Here is a 17,499-nt window from a genome sequence, read left to right as displayed (position 1 = left end):
GTGCCCTCTTACTTGCCGAGCGCCGCGAGTGCGCGGGCGTTGACCTCGTCGACCGAGCCGACGGCGTCGACGGTCACGATGCTGCCCGCGAAGTGGTCGAGCAGCGGAGCGGTCTCTTCGCGGTAGACGCGCATCCGGTTCCGGATGACGTCCTCGGTGTCGTCGGCGCGGCCACGGGCCAGCATCCGCTCCACCACGACCTCGTCGTCGACGTCGAAGGCCAGCACGCCGTCGAGCTTGGCGTTCAGGCCGGAGAGGATGCCCTCGAGCGCCTGCGCCTGGTCCACGGTGCGGGGGAACCCGTCGAGCAGGAAGCCGTTGACCGCATCCGGCTCGGAGACCCGCGCCTTGACCATGTTGTTGGTGATCTCGCTGGGCACGAGGTCGCCCGCGTCCAGGTACTTCTTCGCCTCGAGACCGAGCGCGGTCTGCTGCCCGATGTTCGCGCGGAAGAGGTCGCCCGTCGAGATGTGCGGGACGCCGAGCTTCTCCGACAGGATGGCGGCCTGAGTGCCCTTGCCGGCACCGGGAGGACCAAGGAGGACGAGTCTCACTTGAGGAACCCTTCGTAGTTACGCTGCATGAGTTGGCTTTCGATCTGCTTCACGGTGTCGAGGCCAACGCTGACCATGATCAGGACCGCGGTACCGCCGAACGGCAGGTTCTGCGCTCCCCCCGAGTTACCGATGTCGAGGAACAGGTTCGGCAGGACCGCGATCGTGCCGAGGTAGATCGCGCCCGGCAGGGTGATGCGGCTGAGCACGTAGTTCAGGTAATCCGCAGTCGGGCGCCCCGGCCGGATGCCGGGAATGAACCCACCGAACTTCTTCATCTCGTCCGCGCGCTCTTCAGGGTTGAACGTGATCGCGACGTAGAAGTAGGTGAAGAAGACGATGAGGGCGAAGTAGATGAGGATGTAGACCGGGTTGGCGGGGTTCACCAGGTACTGCTGGATGAGCCGCTGCCACCAACTCGGGTCGGTCGCGGTGCTCGCGCCGGTCAGCTGCGCGATCAGGTTCGGCAGGTACAGCAGCGAGGACGCGAAGATCACCGGGATCACGCCGGCCTGGTTGACCTTGAGCGGCAGGTACGTCGACGAACCGCCGTACATCTTCCGCCCGACCATCCGCTTGGCGTACTGCACCGGGATGCGGCGCTGACCCTGCTCGACGAACACCACGCCGGCGATGATCGCGAGCGCTGCCAGGCACACCAGGCCGAACACGAGGCCGCCGCGGCTGTCGAGGATGCCCTTGCCCTCCGACGGAATGCGGGCGGCGATGCCCGAGAAGATCAGCAGCGACATGCCGTTGCCGACGCCCCGCTCGGTGATCAGCTCGCCGAACCACATCACCAGCGCTGCACCGGCGGTCATCACCAGCACGATGATGACCAGACCGAAGATCGACTGGTCCGCGATGATCTCCTGCTGGCAGCCCTGCAGCAGCTGACCGCGAGCGGCCAGCGCCACGATGCCGGTCGACTGCAGGATGGCCAGCGCGATCGACAGGTAACGCGTGTACTGCGTCATCTTCGCCTGGCCCGACTGGCCCTCCTTCTGGAGTTCCTCGAACCTGGGGATGACCACGGTGAGCAGCTGCACGATGATGCTCGCCGTGATGTACGGCATGATGCCGATCGCGAACACCGACAGCTGCAGCAGCGCGCCACCCGAGAACAGGTTGATCAGCGAGTAGATACCCGCAGAGTCACCGCCCGAGACTTGGTCGATACACGCCTTGACGTTGGCATAGTCGACGCCCGGCGAGGGCAGGGTGGCGCCGAAGCGATACAGCGCGATGATCCCGAGAGTAAAGAGGATCTTCCGCCTCAGGTCTGGAGTCCTGAGGGCCGAGACGAAGGCGGAAAGCAAAGATCCTCCTGGGCACGACGGGGTGAGTGCGAGCGGAAATGCTCGACGGGTGCAATGAACGCTAGAACTTTAGCAGTGGCCCCCGAGCAGACAGTCGGGCAATGCCACATTGATGCTCTTGGACCGGAACTGCCACAAGACCGATGGCCGCAGCACCGCCCGCGAGGGGCTGCGCTGCGGCCATCGTGACCTTGTCAGAGCCTGATCACAGCTCGGTGGCGGTGCCACCTGCAGCGACGATCTTCTCCTTGGCGGATCCGGTGAACTTGTTCACGGTGATCTGAACGGCAACCGTGAGCTCTCCGTCGCCGAGAACCTTGACGAGCTGGTTCTTGCGAACCGCGCCGGCCTCGACGAGCTCGGCAACGCCAATCGTTCCACCGTTGGGGAACAGTCGGGCGATGTCGCCCACGTTGACGACCTGGTACTCGGTCCGGAACGGGTTGGTGAATCCCTTGAGCTTGGGCAGACGCATGTGCAGCGGCATCTGTCCACCCTCGAAGGCGGCGGACACGTTCTTGCGGGCCTTGGTGCCCTTCGTGCCACGACCGGCGGTCTTGCCCTTCGAGCCTTCACCGCGACCGACGCGAGTCTTGTCGGTCTTGGCACCCGGCGCGGGGCGGAGGTGGTGCAGCTTGATGGTCATGGTTAGACCTCCTCAACTGTGACGAGGTGGCGCACCACGTTGATCAGACCGCGGTTCTGCGCATTGTCCTCGCGGACGACGGTCTGACGGATGCCCTTGAGACCCAGCGTGCGCAGAGAATCCTTCTGGTTCTGCTTGGTCCCGATGATGCTCTTGGTCTGCGTGATCTTGAGCTCTGCCATTACTTCACGCTCCCAGCCTGTGCGCGTGCGCGCAGCATGCCGGCCGGGGCCACGTCCTCGATCGGCAGACCGCGACGAGCGGCCACCTCCTCGGGACGCTGCAGACCCTTGAGGGCGGCAACAGTTGCATGCACGACGTTGATCGCGTTGTCGCTACCGAGCGACTTGGCGAGGATGTCGTGGACACCCGCGCACTCGAGCACGGCACGCACCGCGCCACCGGCGATCACACCGGTACCCGGGCTGGCCGGACGCAGCATGACGACACCAGCCGCTGCCTCGCCCTGAACCGGGTGGGTGATGGTGTTGCCGATGAGGGGCACGCGGAAGAAGCCCTTGCGAGCCTCCTCGACACCCTTCTGGATGGCCGCGGGAACTTCCTTGGCCTTGCCGTAGCCGACGCCAACGAGTCCGTTGCCGTCGCCCACGATCACCAGGGCGGTGAAGCTGAAGCGCCGACCACCCTTGACGACCTTCGACACGCGGTTGATTGCGACAACGCGCTCGAGGTGATCCGACTTCGGGGCCGACTGGCCGCCGCGACGATCGTCACGGCCGCCGCCACGGCGGTCGCCGCCGCCGCGGTTGTCCCCGGTGTTGGGGCCATTCTGTCCGGCGGGTCCGCTGCCGCCGTCACGCCTCTGACGTCCCGGCATCAGACTGTCCTTCCATTCGTGAGCTTCATCATCAGAACTTCAACCCGCCTTCGCGAGCAGCGTCCGCCAGGGCCGCGATGCGACCGTGGTAGCCGTGTCCGCCGTGGTCGAAGACGACAGCCTCGACGCCGGCGGCCTTCGCGCGCTCGGCGATCAGCTGACCGACCTGCGCGCTGAGGGCCTTCTTGTCGCCCTCGGCCGCACGCAGGTCCGCCTCGGTGGTCGACGCCGCGGCCAGGGTGCGGCCGGCGAGGTCGTCCACGAGCTGGACGTGGATGTGGCGAGAGGACCGGTTCACGACCAGGCGCGGACGCTCGGGCGTGCCGGAGACCTTCTTGCGCAGACGGAAGTGACGACGCGTCTTCGCGAGACGACGCGTGGTGGACGCATCCTTGCCCAGCGGAATCCGCTTGGCTTTCTGGTTTGCAGTCTGGCTCATATCACTTACCCGTCTTTCCGACCTTGCGGCGGATCTGCTCACCCTCGTAGCGAACGCCCTTGCCCTTGTACGGGTCGGGACGACGCAGACGACGGATGTTGGCCGAGATCTGGCCGACCTTCTGCTTGTCGATGCCGGAGACCGAGAAGCGGGTGGGCGACTCGACCGCGAAGGTGATGCCTTCCGGCGCCTCGATCGGCACGGGGTGGCTGTAGCCCAGCGCGAACTCGAGGTCGTTGCCCTTGAGTGCGACGCGGTAGCCGACGCCGTGGATCTCCATCTTGGTGGTGTAGCCCTCGGTCACACCGGTGATGAGGTTCGCGACCAGGGTGCGCGACAGACCGTGCAGCGCACGGCTGCGACGCTCGTCGTCGGGACGGGTGACCAGGAGGGCACCGTCCTCGCCCTTGGCGATTGCGATCGGCTCGGCGATGGTCAGCGACAGGGTGCCCTTGGGACCCTTGACCGACACGTCCTGGCCGTCGATGTTGACGTCAACGCCCGCGGGGACGGTGACCGGAATCTTTCCAATACGCGACATTGTGGTGGCCTCCCTTACCAGACGTAGGCGAGGACTTCGCCGCCCACGCCCTGCTTGGCCGCCTGACGGTCGGTGAGCAGGCCGGTGGACGTGGAGATGATCGCCACGCCCAGGCCGCCCAGGACCTTGGGCAGATTGGTGGATTTCGCGTAAACCCGGAGGCCGGGCTTGGAAACACGCCGGACGCCCGCGAGGCTGCGCTCACGGCTGGGTCCGTACTTGAGGTCGACGATGAGGGTCTTGCCCACCTCGGCGTCCTCGGTGCGGAAGTCGGAGATGTAGCCCTCACGCTTGAGGATCTCGGCGATGTTCGCCTTGATCTTCGAGTGGGGAAGCTTCACCTCGTCGTGGTACGCCGAGTTGGCGTTGCGCAGACGCGTCAAGAAGTCTGCGATCGGATCGGTCATGGTCATGAGATTGACCTGTTCACCTTTCTCGCAGCGGTTCCCATACAACGCCGGTCCGCCACCGTAGCGGTGGCGGCCGGCCGTGGGCCTACAGCGAAGGGGTTTTCCTGCGGCCTGGCGCACGGATGCGCGCCAGAAGTTTCAGCTGGTGGCTTACCGAGCGAATCGTCGCTCGGCGAGCCTCGCTACCAGGAGCTCTTGCGAACGCCCGGCAGCTCACCCGCGTGCGCCATCTCGCGCACGCAGATTCGGCAGAGGCCGAACTTGCGGAACACCGAGTGCGGACGGCCGCACCGCTGGCAGCGGGTGTAGGCGCGGACCGCGAACTTCGGCTTCTTGTTGGCCTTGTTGACCAGTGCCTTCTTCGCCATGGCTCAGTTCTCCTTGAACGGGAAGCCGAGGTGCTTGAGCAGGGCACGGCCTTCTTCGTTGTTGGTCGCGGTCGTCACGACGGTGATGTCCATACCGCGCGGGCGATCGATCTTGTCCACATCGATCTCGTGGAACATCGACTGCTCGTTGAGACCGAAGGTGTAGTTGCCGTTGCCGTCGAACTGCTTGCCGGACAGGCCGCGGAAGTCCCTGATGCGGGGCAGCGCGATGCTGACCAGGCGGTCGAGGAACTCCCACATGCGGTCGCCACGGAGGGTGACGCGCGCGCCGATGGGCATGCCTTCGCGAAGCTTGAACTGCGCGATGGACTTGCGGGCCTTGCGGATCTCCGGCTTCTGGCCGGTGATCAGCGCGAGGTCGGCGACCGCGCCGTTGATCAGCTTCGCGTCGCGGGCGGCGTCACCGACACCCATGTTGACGACGACCTTGACCACGCCGGGGATCTGCATGACGTTGGCGTACTTGAACTCTTCGTTCAGCGCGTCCTTGATCTCGGCGCGGTAGCGCGCCTTGAGCCGGGGCTGAATCTTCTCGGTGCTCGTCATATCAGATGTCCTTCCCGTTCTTACGGGAGATCCGAACCCGCTTGCCGTTCTCGTCGGTGCGGTAGCCCACGCGAGTGGGGTTTCCGTCCGAGTCCACGACCGCGACGTTGGAAACGTGGATCGGGGCCTCCTGCGTGACGATGCCGCCGGAGGAGGCGCCACGCTGGTTCGCGGAGACCGCGGTGTGCTTCTTGATCCGGTTCACGCCCTCGACCAGGACCTTCTCGGTCGCCGGGTAGGCCTGAATGACCTTGCCCTTGGCGCCCTTGTCCTTGCCGGCGATGACCAGAACGGTGTCACCCTTGTGCACCTTCATCACAGCACCTCCGGGGCGAGCGAAACGATCTTCATGAACTTCTTGTCGCGCAGCTCGCGGCCCACGGGGCCGAAGATACGAGTGCCACGGGGATCGTGATCAGGCTTGATGAGAACGGCAGCGTTCTCGTCGAACTTGATGTACGAGCCGTCCGGACGGCGGCGCTCCTTGGTGGTGCGGACGATGACGGCCTTGACGACCTCGCCCTTCTTGATGTTTCCACCCGGGATGGCGTCCTTGACGGTGGCGACGATGATGTCGCCGATCCCGGCGTAGCGACGAGACGATCCACCGAGAACGCGGATGCAGAGAATCTCCTTGGCACCCGTGTTGTCGGCGACACGCAGTCGCGACTCCTGCTGAATCACTGATCTCTCCTAGACCTGGATTTACGAACGCAGCGGATTACCGACCCGATGCGCGCGGTCTGCCACCCCGCCCGCCGCCCGAATGTGGGCATGCGGAGGCAAAGGCAACCGCTCTAGTGTAGGGAATGCTCCGGGGGATTCCAAATCGCCCCGAACAGGCAAAGCGGCCCGCTCCCCATGGGGAACGGGCCGCTTCGTCATTGCGCTCTTACTTGGCCTTCTCGAGCACCTCGACCAGACGCCAGCGCTTGGTCGCCGACAGCGGTCGGGTCTCCATCAGCTGGACGCGGTCGCCGATGCCGGCGAGACCGTTCTCGTCGTGCGCCTTCACCTTGGTCGTACGGCGGATGATCTTGCCGTACAGCGGGTGCTTCACACGATCCTCGAGCTCGACGACGATCGTCTTCTCCATCTTGTCGGAGACGACGTAGCCGATGCGGACCTTGCGGGTCCCACGCTCTTCAGTCACTGCGTTGTCCTTCTCGTTCTCACTCATGCCGCGTCACCCGCATCCGGGCCGGCGGCGAGGCCGAGCTCACGCTCGCGCATGACGGTGTAGATGCGCGCGATCTCGTGACGAACGGTGCGCAGACGACGGTTGTTGTCCAACTGACCGGTCGCCATCTGGAAGCGAAGGTTGAACAGCTCTTCCTTCGACTCGCGGAGCTTGGTGACAAGCTCCTCTTCGTTGAGCTCGCGGAGCTCGGCTGCGGGGGTTCCGGTAGCCATCAGAACTGCTCCTCCCTCGTGACGATCCTGCACTTGCACGGGAGCTTGTGCATCGCGCGACGCAGGGCCTCGCGCGCAATCTCCTCATTGGGGTAGGTCATCTCGAACAGCACCCGACCGGGCTTGATGTTCGCGACCCACCACTCCGGCGAACCCTTACCGGAACCCATTCGAGTCTCGGCGGGCTTCTTGGTCAGCGGGCGATCCGGGAAGATGTTGATCCAGATCTTGCCGCCACGCTTGATGTGGCGCGTCATGGCGATACGAGCGGACTCGATCTGCCGGTTGGTGATGTAGGCAGGCTCGAGAGCCTGGATGCCGTAGTCACCGAACGTCACCTTGGTGCCGCCCTTGGCCGCACCCGAACGGCTCGGGTGGTGCTGCTTGCGGTGCTTGACCCGACGTGGGATCAACATGCGTCAGCCCTCCTGATTCGATTCGGTAGAGGCCGGGGCCTCGGCGGTGGCGGTCGCTGCGCGGCCCGCCTCGGTGCTGGTCGCGGTGGTGCCCGAAGCACCGGAACGACGCGGACGGCTCGGACGCTCGCGACGCGGGCGATCGCCGGCCGGGGCGGCGTTGGCGGTCAGCTCGCGCTTGCCACCGACGATGTCGCCCTTGTAGATCCAGACCTTCACGCCGATGCGACCGAAGGTGGTCTTGGCCTCGTAGAGCCCGTAGTCGATGTCCGCACGCAGGGTGTGCAGCGGCACGCGACCCTCGCGGTAGAACTCCGAACGGGACATCTCCGCGCCGCCGAGGCGACCGGAGCACTGGACCCGGATGCCCTTGACGTTCGGCTGACGCATCGCCGACTGGATCGCCTTACGCATGGCGCGACGGAACGCGACACGGTTCGACAGCTGCTCGGCAACACCCTGGGCCACGAGCTGGGCCTCGGCCTCAGCGTTCTTGACCTCGAGGATGTTGAGCTGAACCTGCTTGCCGGTCAGCTTCTCGAGCTCGGCGCGGATGCGATCGGCCTCGGCGCCGCGGCGACCGATGACGATGCCCGGACGCGCGGTGTGGATGTCGACGCGAACCCGGTCACGGGTGCGCTCGATCTCCACCTTCGCGATGCCGGCCCGCTCCATGCCAGTGGCGAGGAGCTTGCGGATGGCGACATCTTCCTTGACGTACTCCGCGTACTGCTTGTCTGCGTACCAGCGAGACTTCCAGTCGGTGGTGATGCCGAGGCGGAAGCCGTGCGGGTTGATTTTCTGGCCCACTATCGAGCACTTCCCTTCCGGCGATTACGGGTCGCGGCGCCGGCCTTGGGCAGGCTCTCCACGATGACCGTGATGTGGCTGGTGCGCTTGCGGATCCGGAACGCACGACCCTGTGCACGCGGCTGGAACCGCTTCAGGGTCGCACCCTCGTCCACGAACGCCGTCGCGACGACGAGCGTGCTCGGGTCCAGGTCGAGGTTGTTCTCGGCGTTCGCAGCAGCGCTGGCGATCACCTTGGCGACCGGCTCGCTGGCGGCCTGCGGCGCGAACCGCAGGATGTTCAGCGCGTCCTCGACGGAGCGCCCGCGAACCAGGTCCACGACTCGACGCGCCTTCATCGGCGTCACGCGCACGTGGCGCGCGACGGCCTTGGCGGTCGGGTTGGCGGTTTCGGTGTTACTCATCGCCTCTTCGCCTTCCGATCATCCTTGATGTGACCCTTGAACGTGCGGGTCGGTGCAAACTCTCCGAGCTTGTGTCCGACCATCGAGTCGGAGACGAACACGGGGACGTGCTTGCGGCCGTCGTGCACCGCAAACGTGTGGCCGATGAAGTCCGGAATGATCGTCGAACGACGGGACCAGGTCTTGATGACCTGCTTGGTTCCCTTTTCGTTCTGCACATCCACCTTCGCGAGGAGGTGATCATCGACGAACGGGCCCTTCTTAAGGCTGCGTGGCATCCTTCACCCCTCCTAGCGCTTGTTCTTGCCGGTACGCCGGCGACGGACGATGAGCTTGTCGCTCGGCTTGTTGGGCTTGCGGGTACGGCCCTCAGGCTGGCCCCACGGGCTGACCGGGTGGCGACCACCGGAGGTCTTGCCCTCGCCACCACCGTGCGGGTGGTCGACCGGGTTCATCACGACACCACGGACGGTCGGGCGCTTGCCCTTCCAGCGCATACGGCCGGCCTTGCCCCAGTTGATGTTCGACTGCTCGGCGTTGCCGACCTCGCCGACCGATGCGCGGCAGCGCACGTCGACGCGACGGATCTCGCCGGAGGGCATACGCAGGGTCGCGTAGGGGCCTTCCTTGCCGAGCAGCTGGATGCTGGCACCGGCCGAGCGGGCCATCTTGGCGCCGCCACCCGGACGCAGCTCCACCGCGTGGATGGTGGTACCGGTCGGGATGTTGCGCAGCGGCAGGTTGTTGCCCGGCTTGATGTCGGCACCGACACCGGACTCGACCCGTGCACCCTGCTTGAGGTCCTTCGGCGCGATGATGTAGCGCTTCTCACCGTCGGCGTAGTGCAGCAGCGCGATGTTCGCGGTGCGGTTGGGGTCGTACTCGATGTGCGCGACCTTGGCCGGCACGCCGTCCTTGTCGTTGCGACGGAAGTCGATCAACCGGTAGGCGCGCTTGTGTCCGCCGCCCTTGTGCCGGGTGGTGATACGACCGTGCGCGTTACGTCCACCGCGACCGTGCAGCGGGCGAATGAGCGACTTCTCGGGGGTCGACCGAGTGATCTCGGCGAAGTCCGAGACGCTCGAGCCACGACGGCCCGGAGTAGTCGGCTTGTACTTACGGATTCCCATGAGTCTTCTCGTCCTCTATGTCTCGTCAAGTCCCGATCGCCTAGGCGACCGGTCCTCCGAAGATCTCGATGGGCTTGCTGTCGGCCGAGAGGGTCACGAGCGCGCGCTTGGTGTCCTTGCGCTTGCCGTAGCCGAAACGGGTCCGCTTGCGCTTGCCCTGACGGTTGGCGGTGTTGACGCTGGTCACGGTGACGCCGAAGACCTTCTCGACGGCAATCTTGATCTGCGTCTTGTTCGAGTCCGGGTGCACCAGGAAGGTGTAGGTGCCTTCCTCGATCAGTCCGTAGGACTTCTCGGAGATGACCGGAGCCAGCAAGATGTCGCGGGGGTCAGCGATGGTGCTCACTTGCTCTCCTCCTTGCTTGCCTGGGCGGACTCGGCCGGCCCGTGGATGAACGCGTTGAGAGCCTCGACACTGAACACGACGTCATCGCTGTTGAGCACGTCGTAGGTGTTGAGCTGGTCGGGTGCGATGGGGTGCACGCCTTCCAGGTTCTGCACGCTCTTCCATGCCGCGATGTCCTCGCGACCGACTACGAGCAGAAGCTTCTTGCGATCCGAGATCTCGCCGAGGAACTTCTTCGCGCCCTTGGTGGACGGAGTCTGTCCGGCGACCAGCTCGGTGATCACGTGGATACGCTCGCTGCGCGCCCGGTCGGAGAGGGCTCCGCGCAGGGCGGCGGCCTTCATCTTCTTGGGGGTGCGCTGGGTGTAGTCGCGCGGCTGCGGGCCGTGCACGATGCCACCACCGGCGAACTGCGGGGCGCGGGTCGAACCCTGACGGGCGCGGCCGGTTCCCTTCTGACGGTAGGGCTTCTTGCCACCGCCGCGGACCTCGCCGCGGGTCTTGGTGGAGTGCGTGCCCTGGCGTGCCGCGGCGAGCTGCGCGACGACGACCTGGTGCATCAGAGCGATGTTGGCCGTGGCGTCGAAGATCTCGGCGGGCAGGTCGACGGTGCCGTTGGTGCCGCCGTCGGCGGTACGGACGTCGAGAGTGAGCTTGGTTGCGGTCTCGGTCATGCGGACGCACCACCCTTCACTGCGGTCTTGACGATCACGAGGCCGCCCTTGCGGCCGGGGATCGCACCCTTGATAAGCAGCAGACCGTTCTCGGCGTCCACCTTGTGGACCGAGAGGTTCTGCGTGGTGATGCGGTCGCTACCCATGCGACCCGACATGCGCATGCCCTTGAACACGCGGCCGGGGGTGGCGCAGCCACCGATCGAGCCGGGGCGACGGTGCACAGCCTGTGCGCCGTGCGAGGCGCCCTGGCCGGCGAAGCCGTGCCGCTTCATGGTGCCGGCGAAGCCCTTGCCCTTGGAGGTGCCGGTGACGTCGACGTACGCGCCGTCCTCGAAGACCTCGGCGGTGAGCTCCTGGCCGACCTCGTACTCGGAGGCGTCCGCAACGCGGAGCTCCACGACGTGGCGACGGGGGGTGACACCGGCCTTGGCGAACTGGCCGGATTCCGGCTTGTTCACCTTGCGGGGGTCGATCGCGCCGAACGCGAGCTGCACGGCGCTGTAGCCGTCGCGCTCCTCGGTGCGGATCTGGGTGACGACGTTCGGTCCGGCCTTCACGACGGTGACCGGAACGACCCGGTTGTTCTCGTCGAAGACCTGGGTCATGCCGAGCTTGGTGCCCAGGATGCCCTTGATCTTGTTCTCAGTCATTGTTTTTGTCTCCGCCGCGCTCACTGGATGTTGACATCAACGCTGGCCGGCAGATCGATGCGCATGAGGGCATCGACCGTCTTGGGCGTCGGGTCGAGGATGTCAATCAGCCGCTTGTGGGTACGCATCTCGAAGTGCTCGCGCGAGTCCTTGTACTTGTGCGGCGAGCGGATGACGCAGTACACGTTCTTTTCGGTCGGCAACGGCACCGGTCCAACGACACGGGCCCCGGTACGGGTCACCGTCTCGACGATCTTGCGCGCTGACGCATCGATCGCCTCATGGTCGTAGGCCTTGAGCCTGATGCGGATCTTCTGTCCCGCCACGCTTGTGTCCTCTTCCTTGCCGTGATTAGGCCCTTGTAGACCCGGAGGGGCTACTCGAGTTGCTGTAGTCCCTGGATGGGCTACCTCGTCTGCACAGTTCCCGCCCAGTCCGTGACGGCAAAGAACATTGGCGATCAGGAAGACCCGATCTCGATCAGGAGATACCCCGACCCGCTGCCGCTGTTCATCTGTCATGGATCTCCGGTCCACGCGGTCGGGCGTGTCGCCCTCCCACTCATTCCCCGACCCGCATTGACACACGGATCGGACTGCGGAATGTGCACCGGATGCGCTCACAAGGAGCACTGGTGGTTACTGCTTCCGTCTTGCTTCGGTTTCGGCCAGGGCAGCCCGTTTCGGGATGCCTGACTCTCGACCCTCTTCTCGCCCGACCGCAGGCCGCAACAGAGCGCGTCCCGGGCCAAGGCAACCTGAACAGTATGCCGCAGGCAGGCGGTTACTTCAAATCCACCTCGAAACACCGCCACACACCGATCTTACTTGGAAGTAAGATCGGCCTATGGCCACCCAGACCCCGACCTACCGCAGCTGGCTGCGGCTTCCGTCCAATCGCCTTGGCTCCACACTGTTCTCGGCCGGCATGTGCCTCCGAGTGCCCTACTTCGCGACCGTGCTCCCCCGCGTCACCGAGCTCGCGCCCGGACGCTGTGAGGTGCGGTCCCCGAAGTGGTGGGGCGTGCACAACCACATCGGAACTTTCCACGCGATCGCAGCCTGCAACCTCGCCGAGACCGCCATGGGCATGCTTGCCGAGGCGACGGTCCCGACCACCCATCGCTGGATCCCGAAGTCGATGACGACCCAGTACCTGGCCAAGGCGGACACCGGACTGCGCGCAGTCGCCCAACTCCCCCAGTTGCCCTCGTTCGACGACATCACCGGCGGCACCGAACTTGTCGTGCCGGTCGCGATCTACGACCGGGCCGGGACCGAGGTCGTGCATGCCGACATCACCATCTGGGTGACGCCACGCTGAACGGGCCGGCCCCGGACACCGGCCGCGCGCTCCTGCTCGGTGCCGTACACGACGGCGTATATATAGGTCATCGTCGTGCAGTGGCGATCAACCGCCCGACACGCGAAGTCATTGTGGGCGCTCCGCGGCCGGCGACCTGCAGCGGGATCGCCCGGCCACCGTGCAGTGGATGATTCCTTCGCCGACGACATCTCAGATGTTGACTGCCGCAAGCCTCATGGACCGATGGAGTACCCCCCCTTGCTTGACTCGCCGTGGGCTTCGGGAACCGAACCTTCCCACTTCCCGGCCGCGGGCACCCAGTAACTAGCGCCCCGGCTCGTCCACCGCGTCCACCAGCTGCGCGAATGACTCGCGCAGCAGGTCGGAATAGTGATCGATCTCCGGAAGCGCCCCGACATCGGCGGTGACGCCGATTGTGAGGTCCCGCCCGACCGAGGTCACGAAGTGGTTCAGGCCATTGCCGTCCGCCAGTGTGAGGAGCCCAAAGCCCCCAACCACCGGTGCGCCGCACACAGTAAGCGCCGCGTCGGAGCGGCGCACATTCGAGATCATTGTGCTGCCGCCCGCAACCATGTCAGGAATCTCGCGGGCCGAGCGCCGGTGCACGACCATCATCAGTTTCATGAGTACGAGCGGGACCGTTTCGCCCACACCCTCGACTCCGCGCACCGTTTCATCCGCGCAGCGAGCTTTCTCCGACAGCATCGCTGTGTGGATGAACTCGAGCCGCTTACGTTGATCTGTCGCGTGCGCACCCAGATCAACCGAGGCGAGCGCGAATCGGTTGTTCGCATCGGATTCTTCAACCTTGCGAAGGGAGATCGGTACTTTGGCTCCCATCGGACCCTCCGGATGCTCACCCTTCTCTTCCAAGTACGTTGACATCGCACCGGCGATCACAGTCATAACCACGTCATTCACGGTCACCCCGGGCATTCGCCGGCAGATCTGTCGGACTGCGGCAAGGTCGAAGGAAACGACATCGACAACAGACGAACCCGAGAACATGACATTGAATCGTGTCTTCGGCCATGCAGTAGGTGGCAACGCCAGTTCCCGGACGTCGACCTTGTCCCTCAACTTGCGCTGCGCGCGCCGCGAATCGCGCATTCCCATCCCGAATCGGATGATCGCGTGCGGAGCTGTGGCGATCGCGCGGACCAGTGCGACGAGCCTCGAATTGACCTGAGTCGCTGGTCCGACAGCAGGGTCGTCGGTCCCGTCGATCCGCGAACCGAACATCCGCTCGGCGAGTTCCGCCGTGGTCATCGCGTCGCCGACCGAGTGGTGAAACTTCAGGACGGCAATCGCGTCTCCCTCCGTGATGCCTAGGACTCCGCGGACGTTGGTGAACACGTACAGGTGCCAGGGTGATACGGACAGGTCCATCGGACTTGCCAGCAAACCCCCGAGTTCGTGCCTCAACGACTCCTTGCCGGGGTTCCCGACCTCGACCACGGTGACGTGCTCGGCAATCGCGAAGCCTGGGTCCGGATCCCAGGCAGGGTAGTCCAAGTCGAGGGGTACGCGACTCAAACGGGAGGTCAGTATCGGCGAACTGCGCAACCGGGGTTCGAGCCACGCACAGATCCCCGAATGACTGAGGTCATGCTCGCTCGCACCGAGGACGTAGGCATCGAGCACGCTCGCCTGATTGCGGTCGTCCTCCGCATAAATGTGCGCCGCGTCGCGCGGATGCAATGTTGCAACCATGACAACCCCCTCCGAATTGCATTGCTTAGGCAAACGAATGCTAAGGGTAGTGTCACGCTCCCTAGACGTGGCAGGGACACCCGGAGGGGACGAGAGGAAGCCGCAACCAGGACGTTTGTCCAACATCGTGTTCCACCCGCTGTGCGTTACGCTCCTGCTGGCGACCAGATCGAAGTCATCAGTTCACCCGCAGCGACCCTCGTCACAAGACGAGCCATGACATACTCGCGTGCATGCCTTCACCACACCCCGCCGTCCTGGTCGAGGGGATCCGGAAGTCCTTCGGTGACGTGAACGCGCTGCGGGGGGTCAGCTTCGAGGTACCTCGAGGCACTGTGCTCGGCATTCTCGGGCCTAACGGCGCGGGAAAGACGACCACCGTCAACGTGCTGTCGACCCTGCTGCGCCCTGACTCAGGGCGCGCGCTCGTCGCAGGCCACGACGTGGTCACCCAGTCCGCCGACGTGCGGCGGTCGATCATGATGACCGGCCAGTACGCCGCGCTCGACGAGTCCCTCACCGCCCGCGAGAACCTCATCCTCTTCGGAAGGCTGATGGGGCTGAACCGGCAGTCGGCGAAGGCCCGAGCCGAGCAGCTGCTCCGCCAGTTCGACCTGGTGTACGCCGCGGACCGCAAGGTCCGCGGATTCTCCGGCGGCATGCGCCGGCGCGTCGACATCGCCTGCGGGCTGGTGACCCGGCCGGAGGTGGTCTTCCTCGACGAGCCGACGACCGGACTCGACCCACGTAGCCGGCAGAGCGTGTGGTCGCTGGTCTCGTCACTCAAGGCCGAGGGCATCACCATCCTGCTCACGACGCAGTACCTCGAGGAAGCGGACGTCCTGAGCGACAACATCGTCGTGATCGACAAGGGCACCGTCATCGCGGAGGGCACCGCCGACCAACTCAAGGAGCGGACGGGGGGCAGCTACTGCGAGGTCGTGCCGCTTCGACTCGCCGACCTGCCGAGGGTGTTCGCCGTCCTGACCAGTCTGGTGCCGCCGGAGTACGTCTCCGAGACGGGCCACGATCGGCTCTCGATCCCTGCGCAGTACGGCGCGCAGACCCTCGCCGAGGTGTTGCGCCGGCTCGACATCTCTCGGATCCCGCTCGCCGACATCGCGCTGCGACGACCGTCGCTCGACGACGTCTTCCTCGCCCTGACCGGCGGCACCGCCACGGACAGTAGTCAGGCCGACGAGAGCCAACCGGCATGACCGCAATCGCGGCCCGGACCGCACGCACCTCCAATGGTGGCCCGCCGCCAGAACCGCAGTCGAAGACGATCGTCCGCACCGGCCGCCACCGCAAGCCGGAACTGTCCGCAGTACAGCAGTGGCTGGCACTCTCGGGACGCAGCCTGCGCGGCATGTGGACGTCCGGCCAGTTCTTCATCGCGGTGCTCGCGCCGGCCATCTTCACCATCGGCTTCTATCTGCCGCTGAGATTCGTGATGAAGTTTCAGGGCATCGACTACGCACAGTTCGTGATGCCGATCATCGCCCTGCAGGCGATGGCCTTCACCGCGATCTCGGCAGCAGGCCGGGCCGCCTTCGAGGCGTCGAACGGCATGAACGACCGGTTCCAGACCATGCCGATCTTTCCGGGCGTGCCACTCGCCTCTCGGATGACGGCCGCGATGGTTCACTGCACCGTCTCGCTGGCCGCGGCGCTCGCCTACGGCTTCATGATCGGCTTCCGATTCAGCGGCGGGGCGGTCAAGGCCACGTTGTTCATCGTGATGGCACTGGGCATCGCGATGACGTTGTCCCTGATGGGCGACCTGATCGGCACCCTGAGCAAGAGCCCCGAGATGACCAGCCAGGCCTTGACCCTGCCGCAGCTGATCCTGGGTATGTTCTCCGCGGGCTTCGTACCGGTCACCCAGTTCCCGAGCTGGTCGCAAGGTTTCGTGCGCAATCAGCCGATCTCCCAGTTCTCGATCTCGATGCGCTACATCGCAGACGGAACGATCACCATGCACATGCTGATGCCGTCGCTGCTCTGGATCGTCGGCCTCGCCGTGGTGTTCACCCCACTGACCGTCTGGGCGAATGTGAGGCGCGGATGACGAATGTCAATGCCCCGGAACGCCTGGACGAGTCAGTCTCGGCGATATCCGAGTTCCCCGAGCCGACCGAGGTTTACCCGGAGAAGTCGTGGCAGGCCCTCGCGACCCACAGCGTGGTGCAGACCCACCGACTGCTGCTCCGCGAGTTCCACGACCCCTTCACCGTCCTGCAGGCGATCATCTACCCGGCCCTGATGCTGGTGATGTTCTGGGCCGTGCTCGGCATCTCGGTGACCCGGGCGACCGGCATCAACAGCGTCTACGGGTACGTCCCGATGATCTCCCTGGTCGGCGCGATGTTCGGCTCGATCGCCAGCGGCATGGGCCTCAAGGAGGAATGGCGCAAGGGCCTGCTGGCCCGGTTCTGGATCTTGCCGATGCATCGCGCTGCCGGCATCACCAGCAGGTTGCTCGCTGAGTCGGTCCGAATCCTGATCACCACCGTCCTGCTGGTCGGCGTGGGTTTCATGCTCGGATTCCGGTTCACCCAGGGCATGTTGGCGGGGCTCGGCATGCTGCTGGTGCCGCTGTTGATGGGCGTCGGCTTCGCCACCCTGGTGACTGCGCTCGCGGTGAGTTCCGCGAAGCTTCCGCTGGTGGAGTTGCTGTCGCTGGTCTGCACCCTCCTGATGTTCTTCAACTCCGGATTCGTCCCGACGATGGCGTACCCGACCTGGCTTCAGGGCTTCGTCCAGAACCAGCCGATGTCGACCGCGATCGACGCCATGCGGGGGCTCAGTCTGGGTGGGCCGGTGGCCGAGCCGCTGATCAAGACGGCGATGTGGTCGATCGGTGCGGTTGTCGTCTTCGGGTGGCCTGCGATCAAGGGCTACCGAAAGGCAGCCGGCAACCCGATCTGAC

Annotated in this window: 28 protein-coding genes; 4 read left to right on the top strand and 24 right to left on the bottom strand. The window is 65.3% G+C overall.

All coding sequences use genetic code 11. The features are described from left to right. Positions 1–8 precede the first annotated feature (8 nt). The 23 genes from FK531_RS13720 to rpsJ all read right to left on the bottom strand — a co-directional run bounded on the left by FK531_RS13720 (position 9) and on the right by rpsJ (position 11,854). Positions 9–554 (bottom strand): adenylate kinase, encoded by a 546-nt coding sequence (locus FK531_RS13720; RefSeq protein WP_142100174.1) that lies wholly within the window; start codon positions 552–554, stop codon positions 9–11. Then, entirely contained in the window at positions 551–1,873 is a 1,323-nt protein-coding gene (secY, locus tag FK531_RS13715; RefSeq protein WP_142100172.1) for a preprotein translocase subunit SecY, read from the bottom strand. The genes FK531_RS13720 and secY overlap by 4 nt, the downstream gene beginning before the upstream one ends. 205 nt (positions 1,874–2,078) lie before the next feature. Then, the gene (gene rplO, locus FK531_RS13710; protein ID WP_142100170.1) at positions 2,079–2,519 is read right to left on the bottom strand and encodes a 50S ribosomal protein L15; all 441 of its coding nucleotides are present in this window, start codon (positions 2,517–2,519) and stop codon (positions 2,079–2,081) included. A gap of 2 nt (positions 2,520–2,521) precedes the next feature. Then, the gene (gene rpmD / locus FK531_RS13705; RefSeq protein WP_142100168.1) at positions 2,522–2,701 is read right to left on the bottom strand and encodes a 50S ribosomal protein L30; all 180 of its coding nucleotides are present in this window, start codon (positions 2,699–2,701) and stop codon (positions 2,522–2,524) included. Further along, on the bottom strand, positions 2,701–3,357 hold the full coding sequence (gene rpsE / locus FK531_RS13700; protein ID WP_142100165.1) for a 30S ribosomal protein S5: 657 nt from the start codon (positions 3,355–3,357) through the stop codon (positions 2,701–2,703). The genes rpmD and rpsE overlap by 1 nt, the downstream gene beginning before the upstream one ends. A 31-nt stretch (positions 3,358–3,388) precedes the next feature. Then, the gene (rplR, locus tag FK531_RS13695) at positions 3,389–3,796 is read right to left on the bottom strand and encodes a 50S ribosomal protein L18 (RefSeq protein WP_142100163.1); all 408 of its coding nucleotides are present in this window, start codon (positions 3,794–3,796) and stop codon (positions 3,389–3,391) included. A 1-nt stretch (position 3,797) separates the two neighbouring features. Beyond that, positions 3,798–4,337, bottom strand: coding sequence for a 50S ribosomal protein L6 (gene rplF / locus FK531_RS13690; protein WP_142100161.1), 540 nt, complete (start codon positions 4,335–4,337; stop codon positions 3,798–3,800). 14 nt (positions 4,338–4,351) lie between these two features. After that, complete coding sequence (gene rpsH, locus FK531_RS13685; RefSeq protein WP_142100159.1) at positions 4,352–4,750, bottom strand: 30S ribosomal protein S8; 399 nt, start codon at positions 4,748–4,750, stop codon at positions 4,352–4,354. A 179-nt stretch (positions 4,751–4,929) separates the two neighbouring features. Next, entirely contained in the window at positions 4,930–5,115 is a 186-nt protein-coding gene (locus tag FK531_RS13680) for a type Z 30S ribosomal protein S14 (protein WP_003940698.1), read from the bottom strand. Between the two features lie 3 nt (positions 5,116–5,118). Further along, positions 5,119–5,682 carry a 50S ribosomal protein L5 gene (gene rplE, locus FK531_RS13675; protein WP_142100157.1) on the bottom strand — a complete coding sequence of 188 codons (564 nt, stop codon included), beginning with the start codon at positions 5,680–5,682 and terminating at the stop codon, positions 5,119–5,121. Between the two features lies 1 nt (position 5,683). Beyond that, positions 5,684–5,998 carry a 50S ribosomal protein L24 gene (gene rplX, locus FK531_RS13670; protein ID WP_142100155.1) on the bottom strand — a complete coding sequence of 105 codons (315 nt, stop codon included), beginning with the start codon at positions 5,996–5,998 and terminating at the stop codon, positions 5,684–5,686. Beyond that, positions 5,998–6,366, bottom strand: a complete 369-nt coding sequence (gene rplN, locus FK531_RS13665; protein WP_027503159.1) for a 50S ribosomal protein L14 — start codon at positions 6,364–6,366, stop codon at positions 5,998–6,000. Before rplN ends, rplX begins: the two co-directional genes overlap by 1 nt. Before the next feature lie 208 nt (positions 6,367–6,574). Continuing rightward, positions 6,575–6,862, bottom strand: coding sequence for a 30S ribosomal protein S17 (gene rpsQ, locus FK531_RS13660; RefSeq protein WP_142100154.1), 288 nt, complete (start codon positions 6,860–6,862; stop codon positions 6,575–6,577). Further along, on the bottom strand, positions 6,859–7,095 hold the full coding sequence (gene rpmC, locus FK531_RS13655; RefSeq protein WP_142100152.1) for a 50S ribosomal protein L29: 237 nt from the start codon (positions 7,093–7,095) through the stop codon (positions 6,859–6,861). The genes rpsQ and rpmC overlap by 4 nt, the downstream gene beginning before the upstream one ends. Next, entirely contained in the window at positions 7,095–7,511 is a 417-nt protein-coding gene (gene rplP / locus FK531_RS13650; protein WP_142100151.1) for a 50S ribosomal protein L16, read from the bottom strand. The genes rpmC and rplP overlap by 1 nt, the downstream gene beginning before the upstream one ends. Before the next feature lie 3 nt (positions 7,512–7,514). Next, a complete protein-coding gene (gene rpsC, locus FK531_RS13645) occupies positions 7,515–8,321 on the bottom strand; it encodes a 30S ribosomal protein S3 (protein ID WP_142100149.1) in 807 nt (268 codons plus the stop codon). Beyond that, positions 8,321–8,725: a 50S ribosomal protein L22 gene (rplV, locus tag FK531_RS13640; protein ID WP_142100147.1), complete on the bottom strand. Its 405-nt coding sequence runs from the start codon at positions 8,723–8,725 to the stop codon at positions 8,321–8,323. Before rplV ends, rpsC begins: the two co-directional genes overlap by 1 nt. After that, positions 8,722–9,003 (bottom strand): 30S ribosomal protein S19, encoded by a 282-nt coding sequence (rpsS, locus tag FK531_RS13635; RefSeq protein WP_003940820.1) that lies wholly within the window; start codon positions 9,001–9,003, stop codon positions 8,722–8,724. Before rpsS ends, rplV begins: the two co-directional genes overlap by 4 nt. A gap of 12 nt (positions 9,004–9,015) precedes the next feature. Beyond that, entirely contained in the window at positions 9,016–9,855 is an 840-nt protein-coding gene (rplB, locus tag FK531_RS13630) for a 50S ribosomal protein L2 (RefSeq protein ID WP_142100145.1), read from the bottom strand. Positions 9,856–9,895: 40 nt separating this feature from the next. Next, on the bottom strand, positions 9,896–10,201 hold the full coding sequence (gene rplW / locus FK531_RS13625) for a 50S ribosomal protein L23 (protein WP_027503152.1): 306 nt from the start codon (positions 10,199–10,201) through the stop codon (positions 9,896–9,898). Then, complete coding sequence (rplD, locus tag FK531_RS13620; RefSeq protein ID WP_142100144.1) at positions 10,198–10,875, bottom strand: 50S ribosomal protein L4; 678 nt, start codon at positions 10,873–10,875, stop codon at positions 10,198–10,200. The genes rplW and rplD overlap by 4 nt, the downstream gene beginning before the upstream one ends. Next, positions 10,872–11,528: a 50S ribosomal protein L3 gene (gene rplC, locus FK531_RS13615; protein ID WP_097211071.1), complete on the bottom strand. Its 657-nt coding sequence runs from the start codon at positions 11,526–11,528 to the stop codon at positions 10,872–10,874. The genes rplD and rplC overlap by 4 nt, the downstream gene beginning before the upstream one ends. A 20-nt stretch (positions 11,529–11,548) precedes the next feature. Next, a complete protein-coding gene (gene rpsJ / locus FK531_RS13610) occupies positions 11,549–11,854 on the bottom strand; it encodes a 30S ribosomal protein S10 (protein ID WP_003938093.1) in 306 nt (101 codons plus the stop codon). Between the two features lie 520 nt (positions 11,855–12,374). On the opposite strand from rpsJ, the gene FK531_RS13605 reads away from it, so the two are divergent. Then, a complete protein-coding gene (locus tag FK531_RS13605) occupies positions 12,375–12,851 on the top strand; it encodes a hotdog fold domain-containing protein (RefSeq protein WP_142100142.1) in 477 nt (158 codons plus the stop codon). A 306-nt stretch (positions 12,852–13,157) separates the two neighbouring features. Here the strand turns inward: FK531_RS13605 and FK531_RS13600 are convergent, their stop codons facing one another. Then, on the bottom strand, positions 13,158–14,567 hold the full coding sequence (locus FK531_RS13600) for a wax ester/triacylglycerol synthase domain-containing protein (protein ID WP_181762945.1): 1,410 nt from the start codon (positions 14,565–14,567) through the stop codon (positions 13,158–13,160). A gap of 233 nt (positions 14,568–14,800) precedes the next feature. On the opposite strand from FK531_RS13600, the gene FK531_RS13595 reads away from it, so the two are divergent. From FK531_RS13595 to FK531_RS13585, 3 genes are read left to right on the top strand one after another with little or no spacing between them, the layout of a single operon-like run. After that, the gene (locus FK531_RS13595) at positions 14,801–15,784 is read left to right on the top strand and encodes an ATP-binding cassette domain-containing protein (RefSeq protein ID WP_142100138.1); all 984 of its coding nucleotides are present in this window, start codon (positions 14,801–14,803) and stop codon (positions 15,782–15,784) included. Next, on the top strand, positions 15,781–16,638 hold the full coding sequence (locus FK531_RS13590) for an ABC transporter permease (RefSeq protein WP_142100136.1): 858 nt from the start codon (positions 15,781–15,783) through the stop codon (positions 16,636–16,638). The genes FK531_RS13595 and FK531_RS13590 overlap by 4 nt, the downstream gene beginning before the upstream one ends. Next, positions 16,635–17,498 carry an ABC transporter permease gene (locus tag FK531_RS13585; RefSeq protein ID WP_142100134.1) on the top strand — a complete coding sequence of 288 codons (864 nt, stop codon included), beginning with the start codon at positions 16,635–16,637 and terminating at the stop codon, positions 17,496–17,498. Before FK531_RS13590 ends, FK531_RS13585 begins: the two co-directional genes overlap by 4 nt. Position 17,499 lies beyond the last annotated feature (1 nt).

The sequence above is a fragment of the Rhodococcus spelaei genome (assembly GCF_006704125.1).
Taxonomy (GTDB): domain Bacteria; phylum Actinomycetota; class Actinomycetes; order Mycobacteriales; family Mycobacteriaceae; genus Rhodococcus_G; species Rhodococcus_G spelaei.
This window is presented reverse-complemented; position numbering and strand designations above follow the sequence as displayed.

What these genes read in the sequence shown, in the direction of transcription:
- rplO (WP_142100170.1), bottom strand. Translation starts at nt 2,519, where the DNA reads ATGACCATCAAGCTGCACCACCTCCGCCCCGCGCCGGGTGCCAAGACC.
- FK531_RS13590 (WP_142100136.1), top strand. Translation starts at nt 15,781, where the DNA reads ATGACCGCAATCGCGGCCCGGACCGCACGCACCTCCAATGGTGGCCCG.
- rpsQ (WP_142100154.1), bottom strand. Translation starts at nt 6,862, where the DNA reads ATGAGTGAGAACGAGAAGGACAACGCAGTGACTGAAGAGCGTGGGACC.
- FK531_RS13605 (WP_142100142.1), top strand. Translation starts at nt 12,375, where the DNA reads ATGGCCACCCAGACCCCGACCTACCGCAGCTGGCTGCGGCTTCCGTCC.
- rpsE (WP_142100165.1), bottom strand. Translation starts at nt 3,357, where the DNA reads ATGCCGGGACGTCAGAGGCGTGACGGCGGCAGCGGACCCGCCGGACAG.
- rplR (WP_142100163.1), bottom strand. Translation starts at nt 3,796, where the DNA reads ATGAGCCAGACTGCAAACCAGAAAGCCAAGCGGATTCCGCTGGGCAAG.
- rplX (WP_142100155.1), bottom strand. Translation starts at nt 5,998, where the DNA reads ATGAAGGTGCACAAGGGTGACACCGTTCTGGTCATCGCCGGCAAGGAC.
- rpmD (WP_142100168.1), bottom strand. Translation starts at nt 2,701, where the DNA reads ATGGCAGAGCTCAAGATCACGCAGACCAAGAGCATCATCGGGACCAAG.
- rplV (WP_142100147.1), bottom strand. Translation starts at nt 8,725, where the DNA reads ATGAGTAACACCGAAACCGCCAACCCGACCGCCAAGGCCGTCGCGCGC.
- rplB (WP_142100145.1), bottom strand. Translation starts at nt 9,855, where the DNA reads ATGGGAATCCGTAAGTACAAGCCGACTACTCCGGGCCGTCGTGGCTCG.
- FK531_RS13585 (WP_142100134.1), top strand. Translation starts at nt 16,635, where the DNA reads ATGACGAATGTCAATGCCCCGGAACGCCTGGACGAGTCAGTCTCGGCG.
- rplP (WP_142100151.1), bottom strand. Translation starts at nt 7,511, where the DNA reads ATGTTGATCCCACGTCGGGTCAAGCACCGCAAGCAGCACCACCCGAGC.
- FK531_RS13595 (WP_142100138.1), top strand. Translation starts at nt 14,801, where the DNA reads ATGCCTTCACCACACCCCGCCGTCCTGGTCGAGGGGATCCGGAAGTCC.
- rplE (WP_142100157.1), bottom strand. Translation starts at nt 5,682, where the DNA reads ATGACGAGCACCGAGAAGATTCAGCCCCGGCTCAAGGCGCGCTACCGC.
- rpsS (WP_003940820.1), bottom strand. Translation starts at nt 9,003, where the DNA reads ATGCCACGCAGCCTTAAGAAGGGCCCGTTCGTCGATGATCACCTCCTC.
- FK531_RS13680 (WP_003940698.1), bottom strand. Translation starts at nt 5,115, where the DNA reads ATGGCGAAGAAGGCACTGGTCAACAAGGCCAACAAGAAGCCGAAGTTC.
- rpsH (WP_142100159.1), bottom strand. Translation starts at nt 4,750, where the DNA reads ATGACCATGACCGATCCGATCGCAGACTTCTTGACGCGTCTGCGCAAC.
- rpmC (WP_142100152.1), bottom strand. Translation starts at nt 7,095, where the DNA reads ATGGCTACCGGAACCCCCGCAGCCGAGCTCCGCGAGCTCAACGAAGAG.
- FK531_RS13600 (WP_181762945.1), bottom strand. Translation starts at nt 14,567, where the DNA reads ATGGTTGCAACATTGCATCCGCGCGACGCGGCGCACATTTATGCGGAG.
- rplD (WP_142100144.1), bottom strand. Translation starts at nt 10,875, where the DNA reads ATGACCGAGACCGCAACCAAGCTCACTCTCGACGTCCGTACCGCCGAC.
- rplC (WP_097211071.1), bottom strand. Translation starts at nt 11,528, where the DNA reads ATGACTGAGAACAAGATCAAGGGCATCCTGGGCACCAAGCTCGGCATG.
- rplF (WP_142100161.1), bottom strand. Translation starts at nt 4,337, where the DNA reads ATGTCGCGTATTGGAAAGATTCCGGTCACCGTCCCCGCGGGCGTTGAC.